The organism is Bacillus sp. FSL M8-0350, assembly GCF_038593345.1.
Lineage (GTDB): Bacteria > Bacillota > Bacilli > Bacillales > Bacillaceae > Bacillus > Bacillus safensis.
Window position 1 is genome coordinate 1,806,753 of sequence record NZ_CP151985.1, and the last position, 18,075, is coordinate 1,824,827.

An 18,075-nucleotide genomic window follows, 5' to 3' on the forward strand; every position below is an offset into this window, starting at 1 on the left:
CCGTTTTTTTGTCTATTTTCATGCTGGTAGTTGGATATCAATTGTTGTTCCTTTCCCTATACTGCTGCGGATCGTGATGTCCCCGCCGTGCTTGACGATAATATCCTTTGCAATGGCCATCCCAAGACCAGAGCCAGCATGTGAAACTCCTGTATTCGTCCCCCTGTAATAGCGGTCAAACACTTTTTCCAGCTCTGCCTCTTCTATTCCTCTGCCGTTGTCTTTAATCGTGATATGGGTTTTTTCTTTTTGTTCAAGCTGTACAATGATCGTCACATCAGAATCATTGTGAACGAGGGCATTTAAAATCAGATTGGTAACCGCTCTTCGAATGAGGATTTTATCAATATTCAGCATGAGCTTGTCTTCATTCGTTTGAAGCTCAATCGTCTGATCTGCATATCTTGAATCGTTTAAAATATCAATTAACGTTTCCCGCAGCAGTGACACAATGTTGACCAGCTCTTTATTGAGCATTACGCCGTTATTTTTCAGCCTTGTCGTTAAATTCAGATCCTCCATGACATCTTTGATATATAATGATTTATTCTCAATGATGCCCGCGTAATGTCTGATGTCTTGCTTTGAAAGAGGATACTTTGGGTCTTTCATGATTTCTGCATAGCCTTGAATAGAAGCGAGCGGCGTTTTAATATCATGAGAAATATGGCTGATCCATTCTTCCCGCATTTGCTCTAGTTTGTCTTTTTCTTTTTTGCTTGAAGCGAGCTGCTCTGATAAGTGATTGACATTATAGAAGACATCTTTATAAATTCCTTTAGCAGGCAGATTTGTCGTGTAATCTCCGTTTGCCAGCCGCTGGATGCTATGAATGGCACGGCCGAGCGGTTTTGTGAGCTGCCGGCTGAATAAGTAACCAATGAGTAATGCTATGATGGCATCAATTGATAATAAAATCATCGTCCCGATATTGAATCTTGTTACTAAATCCTTCGTGTCAAACGAGAATAGGTATTTTCCGATGGAAGGGTCTTTAAAACCGATAAAGTAGCTGTATTCTTTGCCCTTTACTTTTTTTCCGCCAGCATAAATGGTCGATAATAATTGCTTATCTTTATATTTATGTAAGTTCACGATTTCTATCGGTGTATATTTGTTCTTTAATCCTTTAGGTGCTTGCGCATGATACACGTTTTGGCCATTTTCGTCTAAAATTTGAATCCATGCATTCTGTTGTTTTAAGGCTTTCTGCCCTTCTTTGTTTACGGTCATTCCTTGATCAGAAAAAGAGATGTATTGTTCAAATGATCTTGTGAAGGTTTCGGGCGTATTTTCCTCGTTATGCTGGCTGTTTGCCTGAAGTACGAGCCAAATCATAAATACGAATAAGTTGATAAAGACCGTGATAATGGTCACGATAATGACAGAGACCATATACCTGCCTGTTAATCGCCATTTCATCCTTACGCATCCTTTACAACAAATTTATAGCCAAGCCCTTTGACTGTGACGAGAAACTCTGGTGTGGACGGGGAATTTTCTATTTTTTCCCGAAGTCTTCGGATATGAACCATCACCGTATTGTCAGAACCGAAGAAGTCTTCCCCCCAAACAGTTTGATAAAGCGTTTCTTTACTGATGATGCGGTTCGGGTGCTGCAAGAAGTAGGTCATCAGCAGAAGCTCTTTCGGAGTGAGCTCAATGACCGCGCCATTTTTCTTCAGTTCTGCTTGCTGCTCGTTTAACTCAAACGGCCCTTTTTTGATGACGGGATCCGCTTGAGATGACTGCAAGTATGAGAGCCGTCTTAGCTGCGCTTTCACCCGGTAGGCGACTTCCTTTGGACTGAACGGTTTTGTAATGTAGTCATCCCCGCCGATGGCAAGACCTACAATTTTGTCTGTTTCCTCTCCCTTTGCTGATAAAAAGATAATCGGAACATGGGAGGTCTCTCTAATTTGTCTGCAAATATCATAGCCTTCACCGTCTGGCAGCATAATATCAAGTATGACAAGATCAGGCTGTTCTTGGTGGAATTTCGTGAGCCCATCACGGGCAGTTGAAGCTGTTATAACGCGATCAATGCCTTCTCTTGTTAATACTGTGTTGATTAATTCCAAAATTTCTTTTTCATCATCGATCATTAATACTTTGCTTTGATGCTTTGGCATACATTGATCACTCTCCTGAAGTCATTGCCATTATTATACCCAATGTAAGAACATAGTGAAAAAATCAACTTCCTATTTGCATAAAAAAAGCCAATTTTCTTTTGAAATGAGAAAATTGGCTTTTGGTGATTCAATTGATTCTAGCGTTTGACTACAAATGTTGTCACACTTTGAGCCGGGAGATGAGCCCAAAATTGATTACCTGATATATTTAAGTCTGTACCGGGCTGAAGGTTGCTGTTGCTGCTTGTAATCCATCTTGATGCTTGCGAAGCAGTTCCATTTTGCATTACAAAGTGCTGATTGACTCCTGTATTGTTTTTGTTAATCGCGACAATGACAACCTGATTGTTTCCTTTGTAGGCAGATACGAAAACATTTGGTTCAGGACTTTTCGTTGCATCAATTCTGACGTATCCTGGGCGTACAAACTTGGAGAAATGCGCCATGTTGTAACCGCGTTTACTGATCAGGCCATCTTCCTTCATAGGGCCGTAGGATCTGCGGATGTACCACCAAACATATGCCTGAAAGTCCCCTTCTACCATCGAATGGTGAATATGCTCTGAAACCCCTAATGCCTCAGGCCAGCGGTCCGCTGAATTGTTATCGCTATTCGGGTAGTAGACCTCTGTCATCCAAAGCTCCTTCCCCCCTCCTTTTTGTTTGAAAAGAGGATATGGAAGCTGGCTGATTTGGGTTCCGTACAAATGGGCTCCGAGAATGTCCATATTTCTAAGCGCTTGCGGATCATTTAAGATAGGATCTGATATATTTTTAAGGTATTGAAAGGATTCTGGCGCAATCACGCGGGCATTAATGGAGCCGGCATTTTCTCTCATGAAACGCAGGATTTCCTGAGGAGTCCACCATGTCCATTCATGTGCATAATCAGGCTCGTTTTGTACTGATATCGCATAGAGATTGACGCCATTATTTTTCATATACGTCACAAAATCGTTCAGATGCTGAGCATATGCAGCGTATTGATTGTATCTCAGCCGCTTTGCAGTTGTACCATTACGGTTGAAAGTCTCGACCATATGGCTTGGAGGATTCCAAGGTGAAGCGATCACTAAAGCTCCATGCTCTATTGCTCTTTTGGCTGTGGCGACCTCTCTGTGCCAATTATTTCTGTTCTCATCTACAAAAATTCTTAGAATGGAAAACCCTAACTGATTCTGCCCATTGCCAAAGGCGGTTTCCCTTTGAGGTGCGGTCAAATCACCAATCCAAGCCGGATGGTTCATTCCGCCAAAGCCGCGAATCACTTGTCTTTCTGCATTGATATTAATATTGGCATCTGCTGCTGAAACTTCAGTTGCGCCAGGTCCGATGAACATGACAGACAGCATGGTGAAGCAGATCAATAAAGTACAGATTGTTTTTTTGATCATTGACATCAAATTTTTCCACTCTCCTATCATTTTCTCATCCTTTGTTATTGAGTAAACCGCCAGGAATCAAACTGAAATAGGTTTGCACCTGTTCCAGTAAAGACAAAAAATACGTTGTGCACGCCAGCTGCTCCGTTTACTGTCGTTTCTACTTCTCGCCAATTGTTTGTTCCGCCTGTGGAAGGGACATTTAATGTTCCGACGAGTCTGCCGTCAGGGCTTCCGAGGCGTACTTCTATTTTTCCGCCTGTATTTGATGCTACATTCGCTTTAAATGTTCTTGCGCCGTTTGATCCGAAATCGACGTTACTGGCAGCCACCCAATCTCCGTTTTGAATGTTTGTGACATGCTGGTTATTGACCGGTCCGCCTGGAGCTGAAGAGGCCTCTGTCAAAATGCGTCCATTCCATGCAAATGTTTCAGCTTCTACCCGCTGATAAGGATTCAGGTTGGAAAGCTGTTTGACCCCTTCAAAATTGGCTGCAACCTCTCGAAGGGAGCCGTCAGCATTATGCACAAGCTTATTAATATGCGGAGATCTGTAGCCTTTTCCTGCCCCGTATAAAGCAGAGCTGACCGTTTGGGTATGATACACGACATACCACTCGTTTTTAAAATTGAACACCGCATGATGGTTGTTACCGCCTCCGCCAAAAAATGCACCCGGATTTTTCAGGAAATGCCCTCTATACGTAAATGGACCCATCGGACTTGAGCTCGTCATATAACCGATCTCACCAGGTGGTTTATCTGCTGGGTGGGAGCCGCCAAAGTTGATGCAATAGGAATAGTAATAGGTTCCGTTATACTTATGCATCCCTGAGTCTTCAAACATAAATGGAGCATCAATGGTCGAGGCGCTACTGGCAACACTTGTCATATCAGGCCCTAGTTTTAAGACTCTTGCTGTTTTAGGATTGGCCCATTGTCCCTGCGTTGGATTAGAACCGCCTGGTACGCCTCCACCGGCATATAAATAACCAGTGCCGTCATCATCTACAAAAACGGCTGGATCAAACAGCCATACAACCCCGGACATTCCTGGTGTATTTGGCGTGACAAGCGCTTTTCCGATAGGATCTGTCCATGGACCGATTGGGGAATCTGCTGTCAGAACACCAATCCCTCCGCCGCTGTTCGCAAAATAAAGGAAAAATTTATCTTTCCCATTGATTTTTTTCACCGCCGCTGATGGAGCCCAGGAAGCACCTGCCCATTTAGCAATCCCTTTGCCGCCATTTGCCCCATTTGCACCGGCTACTGGAATCGCGCCATGATCTGTCCAGTTCACCATATCTGCTGAAGAGATGACGAAGACCCTATTCAAATTGGCAAAAGAATTATCTTTAATCGTACCGTTGCTGTGATATTCATAGTCATCACTCGACATATAAATGTACACTCTTCCGTTATAGGTGAGCGCAAACGGATCAGCGCCCAAGTGGTGGTCTATGAGCGGGTTTGCATTTCCTACACGTTTTGCAATTGTTGTGCTTGCCGCACTCGCATCATATACCGGTAAACAACTCAGTACCAAAGCAAAAATCAATAAACCAACGCCGCACTTCATCCTCGTCCTCATCGTTTCATTTCCTCCTGTTTTCATCTTCCTAATATTGGGGTTTAGGCCCAATTTCAAAATATGTTGATAGATACTGATGAAGAATGAATAGAAAGAATGATTTCTAGTGCAAATCCTTGCTGTAATCATGATGAAAACCCTTACTTTTTGACTAGAAGACAACAAAAAATGCAGTTCTCCTTTTGGAACTGCATTTTCTAAGTTAATTGATGAGTGTTGATCACATATAACGAGCGGTCACCATCTTCTTTCTTGTGTAAAACTCCACTCCGTCTGTTCCATTGGCGTGCAAATCCCCGTAGAATGAATCCTTCCAGCCGGAAAACGGGAAAAATGCCATTGGTGCGGGAACACCGATATTGATGCCGAGCATCCCTGCTTCAATATTTTCGCGAAATTCTCTGATGCTTGATGCACTGTCTGTGTACAGGCAGGCACCGTTCGCAAATTTTGATTGATTAGACAGGTCGATCGCTTCTGTCAGTGAAGAGACACGAACTATTGATAAGACTGGGGCGAAAATCTCGTCCTGCCAAATTTTCATTTGATTTGTCACATGGTCAAAGATCGTTGGTCCAACGAAATACCCTTTTCCATTTGTTTCGTGATCTTTCCTGCCATCTCTAATGAGACTTGCGCCTTCTTCAATCCCTGACTGAATGTATTGAAGCGTTCGCTCCTTATGTTCCTCTCGAATGACTGGACCAAGAAAGACCTCTTCATTTATTCCGTTTCCAATGACAAGCTTATTCGATTCATCAACTAATTTTTGAATGAGATCATCTGCCACTTCTTCTTCCACTGCGACAACGGCCGCGGCCATGCAGCGCTCTCCTGCTGATCCAAAGGCAGCACCAATGATTTGTTTCGTTACCGCGTCTAAATCTGCATCTTTGAGGACAATGGAGTGATTTTTTGCTCCTGCAAGTGCTTGGACACGTTTGCCATGCTCTGTGCCTTTTTTATAGACGTATTCTGCAACTGGCTGAGAGCCGACAAATGAAATGGCTTTGACCTTTTGGTGTTCAAGCAGACCATTGACGACATCATGAGCTCCATTGACAATGTTGAGAACCCCTTTTGGAAGACCAGCTTCTTCAAATAATTCGGCTAATCGTGCGGCAAGAATCGGCGTGCGCTCTGAAGGTTTTAAAACAAACGTATTTCCGCAGGCAATGGCAAGCGGGAACATCCAGCAAGGAACCATCATCGGAAAGTTAAATGGTGTAATTCCGCCGATGACGCCAATTGGATAGCGGTACATGCCAGATTCGAGTCCAGATGCGATATCTGGTAATTGTTTTCCCATCATTAAGGTTGGTGCACCAGCGGCAAATTCGACACATTCAATTCCGCGCTGCACTTCTCCTTTTGCTTCTGTGATGCTTTTTCCGTTTTCAATCGTTACGAGTTCAGCCAGCTCATCCCATTTGTCAACGAGTAACTGTTGGTATTTAAATAAAATGCGTGCACGGCGGGGAACGGGAGTTTTCGACCAAGTGGCAAATGCTTCTTGTGCTGCCTGTACCGCATGTTCGACATCTTTTTTTGTTGAAAGCGGCACTTCTGCGATGATCTCGCCAGTAGCTGGGTTATATACTTCCTCTGTTTGACTAGTTTCTGCCTCAATCCATTGTCCGCCAATATAATTTTTCAACATTTGTACATCTGTTTTGGTCATGTTCCCTCTCTCCTTTTTATGAAAAAATGTGTCATGCTTATAGGATGTGTTTAGTTGTCATTGTCTCATCTAATGGGCGTCCATCTGTATACACTCTTTGTCAAATATTATTGTTGTTTTGGTTTACGTTGTGATAAAAGCTTGCTCTAACGTGTGAAAGGTTGCCGCCCAGCCATTTGTTTGTGAGAAATGATTCCGGAATGTGATTCATTCATGGTTTATTATTGATTAACTTTTGATTAACTTTAGAAAAATCATAATATTAAAAACGCTTTCAGTCAATCCTCTATTTGCAGCATAAAAAAACCTGATGCGCATTGCATCAGGTAGAGGCTGGTTTATTTCTGTAAGTTGGTTGATGCGGCATATTGATTCGGATCTGCAAAATGCGAGAGCATCTCACCATGTTCTTCAATGAGTTCATCGCATAATTTGATGATGTCATCAATCGACAGTTCAGCACTTGTGTGTGGATCTAGTAATGCCGCTTGATAAATGTGTTCTTTTTTCCCGCTGATTGCTGCTTCAATTGTCATCAGTTGTGAGCTGATATTGGTTCGATTGAGTCCAGCCAATTGTTCAGGTATTTCTCCGACATAGCATGGCATGATACCGCTCCGGTCTGCAACACACGGCACTTCGACACACGCTTTTTCAGGCAGGTTGTGAATGAGCCCGCCTGTGTTCAGCACATTCCCGGCAAATTTAAAGGGAACGTTCGTTTCGATCGCTTCAATGATACGTGAACCATATTCTTTAGAGCGGGTATGTGTGATCTGTGTGTTCCCCACTAGATCATGCTTCATTGTATTCCAATTGTTGATTTGTTCCTCGCAGCGTCTCAGGTATTCATCGAGCGGAATGTTAAACTGACCGATTAGTTCTGGGTACCGTGATTTGATGAAATATGGATGGTATTCGGCATTGTGCTCTGAGGATTCTGTGACATAGTAGCCGAATTTATCCATCAGTTCAAAGCGTACCATATCATGATGCCTCGATTGCTGTTTTTCTTTTGCTCGTCTTTTGATTTCTGGATACAAATCTTTTCCGTCCCGTTTTACCTCTAATAACCATGCCATATGGTTAATGCCGGCAATTTTTTCTTCAATGCCTTCATGTTCCATTTCAAGAGATTCAAATAGGTCCTTTGTACAGACTTGCACACTATGACAGAGACCAATCGTTTGAACCTGAGTATAGCGCAGCATCGCACCTGTCAGTGTGGCCATTGGGTTCGTGTAATTTAACAATAAAGCATTTGGACAAACCTCTTCCATGTCCTTTGCAAATTCCAGCATGACAGGAATCGTTCGAAGGGAGCGGAAGATGCCGCCGATCCCAACCGTATCCGCAATCGTTTGTCTTAATCCGTATTTTTTTGGTATTTCAAAATCAATGACAGTACTTGGCCGGTAGCCTCCAACTTGGATGGCATTGATAACATATTTCGCATCCTTTAAGGCTTCTTTCCGGTTGTGATAGGACTGGATGGTCACATTTGCACCGTAATTTGCTTTTAAATGCCGGAGCATCGTTTCTGATTCTTTCAGCCGGTTGTGGTCGATATCATATAATGCGAATTCAAAGCCTGCAAGGGCGGGAACAAACAGACAATCTCCTAATATATTTTTAGCAAACACGGTACTCCCTGCACCGATAAATGTAATTTTAGACATAGACGACTCTCCTTTTTACATCTATATTGGGCTAGCCTTTGACAGAGCCTTGTGAAAGCCCTGCGATAAAATATTTTTGCAAAAGTAAAAACATCGTGACCATTGGCAGCATCGCAATGAGTGCAGCTGCCCCAACGAGCTGAAGCTGATGCTGATTTTGACCAAAAAAATGGGATAAGGCGACTGTGAGTGTATGCATCTCTTTATCTTGCAAAAAGAAGATAGCAAATTGATAGTCGTTCCAAATATACACGCAGGCAATAATTAATACAGAAGCGGTAATTGGCTTCAGAAGCGGAAAAACGACTGTGAAAAAAACTCTGAGTGTCCCTGCACCATCAATACGGGCAGCTTCTTCAAGCTCCTTTGGAATTGTCGACCGGATAAAGCCTGCGTATAAGAAAATTGTCAGCGGCAAAAAAGCAGCCACATTATTTAAAACAGCAATTTGATAGGTGTTCATCATCCCGATTTGAACGACCATTTTATAGAGCGGGACAAGGGCTGTAAGCGGTGGAATGACCATAATGGCAATAAATAAAACATAGACTGCTTTATTCAGCTTTGTGTTCCTTCTTGCGAGCGGATAGGCTGCAAGAGATCCAAACATAATAAGCAATACAGCGGAACTGAACGTAATGATCACTGTATTCAAAAAGGACTGGCCAAGCTGAGCCTCTGTCCATGCTGTGCGGAAGTTTTCAAGATGCAGCGCTTTTGGAAACAGCCATTTTGAACTAAAATCTCCTATCCCCTTTAATGATGTCGTCACCAAAATATAAAATGGAATGAGGTGCAGCAATGTGATCAATAGTGCGAGGACGGAGTACCATCTTTTCTTGCGTTTATAGGCGTTATCCATCACACCTCGGTCTCCTTTCGTTTGAAATAAATCAGCGCTGCGACACTAATGACAAGGATGATGACCGCCATGAATACCCCTTGCGTCGCTGCATAGCCTGCATCCTGACGTTTGAAATACAGATCATACATAAAGGTCGACATGGATTGCGAGGAATCTCCAGGTCCGCCGCCCGTGAGTGCCACAATGACATCAAAGAGCTTGAGCCCGCCAATGACATTCAGTACAACATTAATGGTGATTGAGGGCATAAGCAGCGGCAATGTAATCCGCCTGAATTGCTGGAAGCTCGATGCGCCGTCTAATTGAGCCGCTTCATAATAATCCTTAGGAATACTTTGAAGTCCTGCTAAATAAATGATCATCGCAATCCCGACGAATTGATATGTGTTGACAAGCACAATGATCCATGTGTTGAATTGCGGGTTGCCGAGCGCATTTATTTGATCAAATCCAAAAAGCGTCACCACATCATTTAAGGCACCGCCTTGGTAAGCAAACACAAAATACCAAATATAGCCCATCGCAATCGGGCTGATCATGACAGGTAAATAGATGACCGTTCTTGTGATGGCTTTCATCTTTAAGCTTTGATTTAATAAAAGAGCATATCCAAGTCCGATGATATTTTGTAAGACAGTGCTCCCGATTCCATAGAGAAGCGTGTTTTTGACAACAAGCCATGTCGCTTGATCCTGAAGCAGCCGCCCATATTGCTCAAGACCAATCCATTGATAAGTTTGTGAGAAACCGTTCCAATTCGTAAAAGAAAGCTGAATGCCGTTTAAAAAAGGATAAATGATAAAGGTACTGACGACGAGAACAGCTGGCATGTACATCCACCAAAGTGATGAATTCTGGCGTTTTTGTATCTTTTGTTTTGGTAAAGAGGTGAATGCGGCGGGCTGTTTTGCTTTTGTGATGTCATTCATTGGCTTCACTCCTGTTTCAGCATCCATCGGCTATTGTTTTTTCAAACGCTTATATTCCTCTTCCATTTTCTTTGATAACTGTTCTGGTGTGATGGAGCCTGCTAATAATTCTTGACCCGTTGTTGCCATGACCGCCCACATTCCGCTTGGTAAGTATTTTCGATCGAAATACGGTTCAATCTTCACCTGTTCGTATTGATCGTAAATTGCAGAGTAATAGTTTTTCGCTTTCACTTGTTTTAGAGCTGTTTCAGAGGATGTGCCCTCGGCGATTTTTTTTGCGTTTTCAGGTTTTGCTAAAAAATCGATGAATTGTTTTGCTTCTTTTAGATGCTTAGAGTCTTTCCAAGCAGCAACAGTAAAACGTTCTCCGCCAATCCAGCTTTGTTCATCTCCTTCATGAATGGCTGGAACAGGCATCGTGCCTACTTTGATCGATGAATTCAGCTCTGTTGCTTCAGGTCCTAAGGATCCTCCGACAAAGGTGAAGGCGATTTTGTTTTGTGCCATGAGTTCAGGCGCTTGAGAGAGTTTCGCTGTCAGGACATCCTTGTTTAAAAGGTCTTGATCCTTCAGATCTTTCATGAATTGTGCAAGCGGGGTATAGAGAGACCAATCAAATGATCCGTTTTCAAGTTCCTTTCCGTATTGATGCTTTTGATCGGTGATTAATAAAGGCGTCGCCAGCTCATCAAAGACTTGGGCAATATTTGAGTTATCTCCTCCTGGTATCCAGAGCGGCACAACATCTCCTTTGCTCTTTTCTTTCACTGTCAGCAAAGCAGATTTTAATTCATCAAGTGTTCTAGGGACTTCTATGCCATATTCCTTTAATAGATTGGCATTAAAGCTAAGCCCGTCTTTTGCTTGATTCAGCGGGTAAGCGTACACTTTCCCATCTTGGTCTTTTAAAATTTGGTCGAGTGAAGGATCAAGCTGTTTGACCCAATCCATCTCTTTTAAATCAGCCACATACTCGCTATAGCGCAGTTTGGCCCAGCCATGTGTATCAAACAGGTCTGGCATATCGTTTGCTCCCATTTTGACGCGTATCATATCTTCATAGCTGTTGCCTGGGAAATTAGCATCGATTCGAATCTGCTCATGCTTCTTCTCAAACTCGTGAATGACTTCTTCAAACGCTTTTCTTTCCCCGCTGTTGCTCATCGTTGAAAATAGCGTCAAGGTGACCTTTCCATTTGCTTCAGATGAGCTGTTATTACCGCAAGCAGACAAAATCATGGTCAAGAACATGGCTGCAGTCAGCAGCATGATTTTTTTATTCATGGTTTCCTCCTTTTGATCACTGAAAATTCAGACGATTATCGGTAGAATTCATGCAGTTGCGGAAACAAAGGAAGTCCATTATACTGGAATTCTATTCTTTTCAAAGAGATAAGAGAGCATAGCGGCAGGCTGCCTTGTTCTTAGCATGATCTGGCCATCATGCTAAGCAGCTTGCTTTCTGCTTTTTTGTCTCTTTTTTGTTAGCTGAAATCTATGGTTCACCCCCTTTCATGGATGAGACATGTACTGCCTCGCTCGATGAGTGTTGTTGGCACGACGACTTTCAGAGGAAGTTTTCTTCCGTTTATTCTCTCAAGCAAAAGCTTCAGACCGACTTCCCCCATTTCTTCTGTATATACTTTGACGGTCGTAAGCGGCGGGCTTGAAAATGACGCGGCTTCAATGTCATTAAACCCAACAATGGATACATCTGAAGGCACGTGTAGACCGGCTTCATGCAGAGCTCGCATTGCGCCGATTGCCATAGAGTCACTTCCAATGAAAAAGGCTTGTGGCAGTTTTCCCTTTTTGATCGCTTGCTGCATAAGCGTATAGCCTTCTTGCATGGAGTATTCACCAATGTGGATGTCTTCCATATGAAGAGCGCCCGCCTCCTGCATTCTTTTCATAAACGTCGTTTGTCTTTCGTCCTCAATCACAGCATTACCTTCGAAATAATGCTCGCGCTCTTTCCCGCCAATATAGCCTAGATGTGTATAGCCGAGAGATTGCAGATGACGAATGGCGCGATCTGCCGCTCTGACAAAATCCACATGTACACAATCATACAAATCTTCATCCGCATAATGATTGATAAAAACAATGTGTTCCATTCGATTTGTCATTTTTTCAACCGTATCCGGGCTGATTCGTCCAATGACGATCAAGCCGTCAATATCCTTTAGCATCGCCCCTTTATCCATGCTTCTTAGGCGAAAGGTATGGAGAGTGGACAGACCTTGTTTGGCATATTCTTTTTCAATTCCTTTTCGAATCGATGAAAAAAAGGGATCATTTAATTCTTCGTCAATGGATTGAGCGACAACGACACCGATGACTGGGGATTCAGATGGGCTTTTTTCTTCTGCTTGATCGGCTTTTCTTGCTCTCACTGGGGTATAGTTTAACTTCTTAGCAATGTCGAGGATGTTTTGTCTCGTTGTGTGTGAAACGGCAAGCGTTTGATCGCCATTTAACACACGGGATACAGTGGAAACGGACACTTTTGCATCATGAGCAATATCTTTGAGTGTGGTCATAGGCAAACTCCTCATCGTTATTTGACTAAATATTTACTAAAGATATTTGAAGGATAACACATAAATAAAGCGCTTTCAATTATGAATTTTTGATTTTTATTTTGTTTTTGGGTAAGTTTTGGTGAATGAATTGTGTTTTAGTAAAATTTGCGTAAAAAAAGAGGATGGTTTTCATCCTCTCTTTTACTAACGTGATTCGATTGAGGCTGTTTCTTTTGCAAATATTTGCTTCATTCTTTCCCAAGCAGTGTCGAGTTCTTTATGAAGTCCAAATAAACCTGAGGTGCCGATGATGTAGATCTCATTTCCAGCCTCAGCAAGCAGCCGGAACGTGCTCTCATTACAAGAGCCGTCTACTTCAATTGAAAACGAGTATCCTTCGTGTTTTTTGATATCTTTCACCTGTTTAATTTTCTGAAGCATTTCTTTAATAAAAGGCTGTCCGGCAAAGCCTGGATCGATCGTCATGATCGTCACTCTGTCTATTAAATGAATAAAGGAATCTAATGCTGCAACAGGTATGGCGGGATTTAGAACAAAGCCAACCTCACATTTTCTTTGGTGAATATGGCGTATGATTCGAAAGGCATCTTTTTGCACGACTTCTGGGTGTAAACAAATCATCGTTGCGCCTGCATCAATACATGCATCGATTAAAAATTCCTGCGGATGTTCGGCCATTAGATGAACATCAATCGGTAAATTTGTCAGTTTCCGAAGCTGTTCAATGAAAAAGGGTGATAACGTCATATTCTTCACATAATGCCCATCCATCACGTCGACATGGTACCGGTCTGCTCTTGTGTTGAGAAGATGGATTTGTTCACGGAAGTGCGTTAGATCCATGCACATCAGTGAAGGTGAAAAAACGGCTGTCATTCTCAGGCTCCTCCTTTTTACAGCTGAAATAAAAACTTGATCAATCCAATCAAGATTCCGATGATACCAAAGTCTGTATCTCCAAACGTTGTCCCTTCAAAGCCAAGGGTTCCTAACACAGGTAATAAACAAGCAGGTAAAAAGGAAAGAAGCAATCCATTTACAAAGGCCCCAGCGACAGCACCTCTAACCCCTCCTGTTGCATTGCCATACACTCCTGCTGTAGCACCGCAAAAAAAGTGCGGGACAAGACCAGGGACTATGACAGTTAAACCAAACAAAGGTAAAAGAAAAATGGATACGATGCCTCCTGCAAAGCTGCATAAAAAACCGATAATGACCGCATTAGGTGCAAATGGAAAAACGGTTGGCGCATCAAGTGCTGGCTTTGCCCCCTTCACGAATCGATCGGCAATCCCTTTAAAAGCAGGCACGATCTCACCAATGGCCATCCGTACCCCTGCTAAAATAATGTACACACCAGCAGCAAACGTAATCGCCTGAATGAGAATGAAGACAGCGAAGTTCGTGCCCCCGCTAATTTGTTCTATAAAAGGAATTCCTGCAAACGGTGCAATCGCAAAGAACAGCAAAGCCATCGTAATCGAAATGGCAACAGAGGTATCTCTTAGAAAACCGAGCGATTTAGGGACTTGAATGGTTTCCGTTGATTTCTCTGGAGAACCAACCCATTTGCCGATCATTCCCGCAGTAAAATAACCGAAAGTACTGAAGTGTCCGAGCGCGAGATCATTGCTTCCGGTGACTTTCCTCGTAAACGGCTGAAGGATTGCAGGGGCAATGACCATAGCTGCCCCTAATATCATTGAACCAGAGGAGATGAGCAGCCACCCGTGCATTCCGGCTGTCGAGAGAACGACGGCGAGCATAGCCGCCATATACAACGTGTGATGACCAGTCAAAAAGACGTATTTAAAGGGTGTGAATTTGGCGAGTAACAAATTGACCAGCATACCAAAAATCATGATAAGTGCTGTCTGTGTACCGAATTCCTTTTGAGCAATGGCGGCCATAGCATCTGTATTTGGGACAACCCCTTGAATGTGAAAGGCTGCTTCGAACATCTTTCGAAAAACCCCGAGTGAATCAGAGACGACTGTAGCGCCAGCCCCTAATATTAAGAAACCCATGGTTGTTTTCAAGGTGCCTGACACAGTGTCTGCAGCTGATTTTTTCTGCAAAAGTAAACCGGCTAGTGCAAACAAACCGATGAGAATGGCAGGTGTGCCCAATATATCGTTCATAATCAGTTCTATCATGATGTGAATCCCCCTTTTTCATGACTTAAATGTGTTGACGAAGGACGTCTTTAATGGCTTCCTGGTCTAACAAATTGTTTAAGCCAGCCACATTTCTTGTGCCGTCATTCAGCTGGTCAATAATATCAGCTGCTCCGATATAAAGGTCTGCTTGTTCATTTTTACTTGTACTGAGATCGGTATGATCCACTTCAGCTTTAAGACCTAATTCTTCTAATGCTTTTTTGACATTCATTTCTACAATAAAGCTGCTTCCTAACCCGTTTCCACATACAACAAGAATTTTACTCATTTTCTTTTTCCTCCTTTATACTTGTGAAAATTGATCAATTAGTTCTTGAATAGATCCTAATTCTTCTGCTTCAATCAATTGTTTCGTCCGTTTCTCTTCACTTAACAGCATGGTCAGCTGTTTGAGTGCTTTCAGGTGGCTCATGCTGTCAATAGCCGCTAGCACTATGACGAGCCGCACCTGCTTTTTTCCATCCTTTGAAAACGAAATGGGCTGTTTGAATGACATGAGTGTCATGCTCAATTTGTTCACGCCGTCCTCGGGCCTTGCATGTGGAATGGCCACTTGTGGTGCAATGACAATATAAGGACCATTTTGATGAACAGACTGTATCATGGCTTCTACATAACTTGGTTTAATAGCATGTTGATCAAGTAAAGGCTGCGCCGCTTTTGTAATCGCCTCTTGCCATGTGTCTGCTGTTTGGTGGAGCTTGATGGTTTGTTCTGTTAATAAATCATTTAACACTGGGTTCCACCCTTTCTGATAGGATACATATGTGGGATAAAGCAGCTCCCGAATATCATGAAGCAGTGCTTGTTTATTTTGTACGATGGTATGCTGCTGAATGATGTTGAATAAAGCGTTTACATGCCCCTCTTCAATCTTCGTTTCTGAGCCTTTCCCGTATTGAAGTAATGTTTTTTTCTCATAGGCAGTTAAAATAGGATGAACGAGATGAACTGGTTTTCCTTTAAACGAAATAGGTGTTGTGGACACAACGAAATCTGCATCAACGGCTGTTAATTCTTCATATGCACGCTTTGATAACAGTCCGCGTACTTCAATGTAGCCGATTAATTCGAGAAGCTGAGTTTTCAGCATGTTACTTGTGCCGATTCCTTCTCCGCAGACAATGTATACAGAACGCCTGACAATGGATGAAATTCCTTCTCTTCTCATCCAGCTGCCAAAATGCATGGCGAGATATGCAATTTCATGGTCACTCAACTTTGAACAGGCCGCCTTTTCTAAATGACAAGCAACTTTTTGAGTGATTTCAAACACTTCTGGCTGTGCCTTTTTTATAGAATCCGTCAATTCATTGATGATACCAATGTGATAGATGAGCCTGTAATAAGCTGGAATTAAATGCATTGTTAAGTTTTGCTCCAATGCTTTTGGTTCTTGAAAGGTAATACAAGCATATCTCTGAAAGTCAAGTATCATTTGTCTGGCGATGGTGCGAATGAGATGTTCTTCTGGTTTTTTAATTGATGGAAGTTTTTGTTTTTTGGCACTGAGCCATAAGGTGCTAAGAAAATAGATCTCATCATCATGAACAATGAGACTGGCCTCTTTTTGAATCTGCGCCATGAAACGAATAGCAGCCAAGCATTCCTCTGTTTCCTGCAATGTTCGCTTTTCTTCGTTTGAAATGTGTACAGCATGCCCCAGCTTCATCCGCTTGAAGTAGAAAAAGAGATCCAAAGAGAGCTGTTCCAGCATCTCATCTGCAAATTCAAGCTTAAGTTCTTGTTCTGACTGCTGGAGGAGATGGTGTACCCGTTTGGATGAAATAGGTCCCTTTAACCAAAACGACGGAAACGTTTTTTCGTTTTTTATCATGGTGCGAATGAAATGTATATAAGGTTTGAGTGCCAATCGAATGGCCCTTTCGTCTCCTGATATGACATAGCCGCTTGCTGATTGATAGCGGAGTGTGATCTCCTGCTTTAAAAGCGCTTCTTTTAGCTGTTTCATATCCTCGAGCAATGTATTTCGGCTCACCTTTGTCATCTTCATAAAATCATCAATTCTTAGGCAATGCTCGCTGCATGCAATGGATAAAAGCAAAATGGCTCTTCGTTCCTTTACACATGGTTCATAATCGTGACCAATAAGAATGGTATCAGCTTTTTGAATAATGACTTCTTTTTCATGAGGGTTTAAATAATAGCCAAGTTGGCCTTTTCGCTGCACACCACTAAGCTGATGAGTTTCCAGCCAGCTGTTCATTCGTTTGATTTCAGCGTAAACGGTTCGAGTCGAGACATTCATTCGATTCTGTAAATCTTCTATTGATAGATAAGATGTCGTATGAAGCAGCATAGATAGTAACGTCGTGCCCCTTTTGGTTAAGTACAGTTGGAATTCCTCCCTTCTTCCCTTTGGTTATAAGTCTAATCAACTCACATGCATCAAAGAAGCCCAAATGTCTTCAGCACGTGCTGTGCAGCGATTGTGTGCTCTTTTCATAAGAAAAACACACTATAAGGCTTGTATACAAAGAGTCCTTTGTCTTTTTTACGTGTTTAAGGAGCAATAAAAGCAAAAAACCTTGATTGGTATAAAGCCATTCAAGGTTTTTTCACTTCTTATCATCTTTTATTTTTCCTATACGTGACGATCAAAATTATTTGTTGTTTAAACTAAATCCGAAATCCAAATAGTTTTCAAATGAAAGACAGATACACCAATCCCCTTCTAATGATATAAAGTAGTGATGCTGTGGGATATCTAAAAAATAGACTAGTAACTCTTTTAAATGTTTTAATTCAAACTGGTACCCAAACTCTGTAAGGTTATCCCCTATGTAAATTACTTGTAAGTCATTAGCTAAATATTTTACTTTTAATTCAGTTATAAATAGAAGAGCATCAGAAAGTAACGATTCATTATTTGAGCTCTTACTATGGTGTTTATTGGTTTGTAACCAATTTATTTTTGAACCAGCAAAATCAAATTTTTGTTCTATTAAATCTAAATAAATTTCTGGATTTTCATGTACTTTGACATATTTAAGTAGGTCTTTTAATTCCAAATCCTTTATTAGATCTTCATCATAAGAATTCAATAAAATGAACCCCTT

General features: G+C 42.1%; 15 protein-coding genes. All 15 read right to left on the minus strand.

Annotated elements, in window-relative coordinates; translation table 11 throughout:
* Nucleotides 1–18: 18 nt before the first annotated feature.
* The 15 genes from NSS80_RS09205 to NSS80_RS09275 all read right to left on the minus strand — a co-directional run bounded on the left by NSS80_RS09205 (nucleotide 19) and on the right by NSS80_RS09275 (nucleotide 18,060).
* Nucleotides 19–1,422, minus strand: a complete 1,404-nt coding sequence (locus tag NSS80_RS09205; RefSeq protein WP_046311289.1) for a HAMP domain-containing sensor histidine kinase — start codon at nucleotides 1,420–1,422, stop codon at nucleotides 19–21.
* Between the two features lie 2 nt (nucleotides 1,423–1,424).
* A complete protein-coding gene (locus NSS80_RS09210; protein WP_034283500.1) occupies nucleotides 1,425–2,132 on the minus strand; it encodes a response regulator transcription factor in 708 nt (235 codons plus the stop codon).
* Nucleotides 2,133–2,272: 140 nt separating this feature from the next.
* A complete protein-coding gene (locus tag NSS80_RS09215; protein WP_046311292.1) occupies nucleotides 2,273–3,538 on the minus strand; it encodes a glucuronoxylanase in 1,266 nt (421 codons plus the stop codon).
* Between the two features lie 35 nt (nucleotides 3,539–3,573).
* Nucleotides 3,574–5,112 (minus strand): glycoside hydrolase family 43 protein, encoded by a 1,539-nt coding sequence (locus tag NSS80_RS09220; RefSeq protein WP_046311295.1) that lies wholly within the window; start codon nucleotides 5,110–5,112, stop codon nucleotides 3,574–3,576.
* Between the two features lie 220 nt (nucleotides 5,113–5,332).
* On the minus strand, nucleotides 5,333–6,793 hold the full coding sequence (locus NSS80_RS09225) for a CoA-acylating methylmalonate-semialdehyde dehydrogenase (protein WP_041117586.1): 1,461 nt from the start codon (nucleotides 6,791–6,793) through the stop codon (nucleotides 5,333–5,335).
* A gap of 338 nt (nucleotides 6,794–7,131) precedes the next feature.
* The gene (locus tag NSS80_RS09230; protein ID WP_041117587.1) at nucleotides 7,132–8,472 is read right to left on the minus strand and encodes an alpha-glucosidase/alpha-galactosidase; all 1,341 of its coding nucleotides are present in this window, start codon (nucleotides 8,470–8,472) and stop codon (nucleotides 7,132–7,134) included.
* Nucleotides 8,473–8,503: 31 nt separating this feature from the next.
* On the minus strand, nucleotides 8,504–9,334 hold the full coding sequence (locus NSS80_RS09235) for a carbohydrate ABC transporter permease (RefSeq protein WP_041117589.1): 831 nt from the start codon (nucleotides 9,332–9,334) through the stop codon (nucleotides 8,504–8,506).
* Nucleotides 9,334–10,266: a sugar ABC transporter permease gene (locus NSS80_RS09240; protein ID WP_041118130.1), complete on the minus strand. Its 933-nt coding sequence runs from the start codon at nucleotides 10,264–10,266 to the stop codon at nucleotides 9,334–9,336. Before NSS80_RS09240 ends, NSS80_RS09235 begins: the two co-directional genes overlap by 1 nt.
* A 30-nt stretch (nucleotides 10,267–10,296) precedes the next feature.
* On the minus strand, nucleotides 10,297–11,553 hold the full coding sequence (locus tag NSS80_RS09245) for an ABC transporter substrate-binding protein (RefSeq protein ID WP_342498461.1): 1,257 nt from the start codon (nucleotides 11,551–11,553) through the stop codon (nucleotides 10,297–10,299).
* A 218-nt stretch (nucleotides 11,554–11,771) separates the two neighbouring features.
* A complete protein-coding gene (locus tag NSS80_RS09250) occupies nucleotides 11,772–12,812 on the minus strand; it encodes a LacI family DNA-binding transcriptional regulator (protein WP_254001715.1) in 1,041 nt (346 codons plus the stop codon).
* Nucleotides 12,813–12,998: 186 nt separating this feature from the next.
* Complete coding sequence (gene alsE, locus NSS80_RS09255; RefSeq protein ID WP_317222011.1) at nucleotides 12,999–13,691, minus strand: D-allulose 6-phosphate 3-epimerase; 693 nt, start codon at nucleotides 13,689–13,691, stop codon at nucleotides 12,999–13,001.
* A 17-nt stretch (nucleotides 13,692–13,708) separates the two neighbouring features.
* Nucleotides 13,709–14,971, minus strand: coding sequence for a PTS ascorbate transporter subunit IIC (locus NSS80_RS09260; protein WP_317222010.1), 1,263 nt, complete (start codon nucleotides 14,969–14,971; stop codon nucleotides 13,709–13,711).
* Nucleotides 14,972–14,996: 25 nt separating this feature from the next.
* Nucleotides 14,997–15,263 carry a PTS sugar transporter subunit IIB gene (locus tag NSS80_RS09265; protein ID WP_065214434.1) on the minus strand — a complete coding sequence of 89 codons (267 nt, stop codon included), beginning with the start codon at nucleotides 15,261–15,263 and terminating at the stop codon, nucleotides 14,997–14,999.
* Nucleotides 15,264–15,278: 15 nt separating this feature from the next.
* On the minus strand, nucleotides 15,279–17,351 hold the full coding sequence (locus NSS80_RS09270; RefSeq protein ID WP_342498482.1) for a BglG family transcription antiterminator: 2,073 nt from the start codon (nucleotides 17,349–17,351) through the stop codon (nucleotides 15,279–15,281).
* Nucleotides 17,352–17,619: 268 nt separating this feature from the next.
* Nucleotides 17,620–18,060 carry a rhs-associated protein gene (locus tag NSS80_RS09275; RefSeq protein WP_144496678.1) on the minus strand — a complete coding sequence of 147 codons (441 nt, stop codon included), beginning with the start codon at nucleotides 18,058–18,060 and terminating at the stop codon, nucleotides 17,620–17,622.
* Nucleotides 18,061–18,075: the final 15 nt, after the last annotated feature.

Bases quoted from the DNA above. Each gene is read 5' to 3' on its own strand.
- NSS80_RS09205 (WP_046311289.1), bottom strand. From the start codon at position 1,422: ATGAAATGGCGATTAACAGGCAGGTATATGGTCTCTGTCATTATCGTG.
- NSS80_RS09210 (WP_034283500.1), bottom strand. From the start codon at position 2,132: ATGCCAAAGCATCAAAGCAAAGTATTAATGATCGATGATGAAAAAGAA.
- NSS80_RS09220 (WP_046311295.1), bottom strand. From the start codon at position 5,112: ATGAGGACGAGGATGAAGTGCGGCGTTGGTTTATTGATTTTTGCTTTG.
- NSS80_RS09225 (WP_041117586.1), bottom strand. From the start codon at position 6,793: ATGACCAAAACAGATGTACAAATGTTGAAAAATTATATTGGCGGACAA.
- NSS80_RS09230 (WP_041117587.1), bottom strand. From the start codon at position 8,472: ATGTCTAAAATTACATTTATCGGTGCAGGGAGTACCGTGTTTGCTAAA.
- NSS80_RS09235 (WP_041117589.1), bottom strand. From the start codon at position 9,334: ATGGATAACGCCTATAAACGCAAGAAAAGATGGTACTCCGTCCTCGCA.
- NSS80_RS09240 (WP_041118130.1), bottom strand. From the start codon at position 10,266: ATGAATGACATCACAAAAGCAAAACAGCCCGCCGCATTCACCTCTTTA.
- NSS80_RS09245 (WP_342498461.1), bottom strand. From the start codon at position 11,553: ATGAATAAAAAAATCATGCTGCTGACTGCAGCCATGTTCTTGACCATG.
- NSS80_RS09250 (WP_254001715.1), bottom strand. From the start codon at position 12,812: ATGACCACACTCAAAGATATTGCTCATGATGCAAAAGTGTCCGTTTCC.
- alsE (WP_317222011.1), bottom strand. From the start codon at position 13,691: ATGACAGCCGTTTTTTCACCTTCACTGATGTGCATGGATCTAACGCAC.
- NSS80_RS09260 (WP_317222010.1), bottom strand. From the start codon at position 14,971: ATGATAGAACTGATTATGAACGATATATTGGGCACACCTGCCATTCTC.
- NSS80_RS09265 (WP_065214434.1), bottom strand. From the start codon at position 15,263: ATGAGTAAAATTCTTGTTGTATGTGGAAACGGGTTAGGAAGCAGCTTT.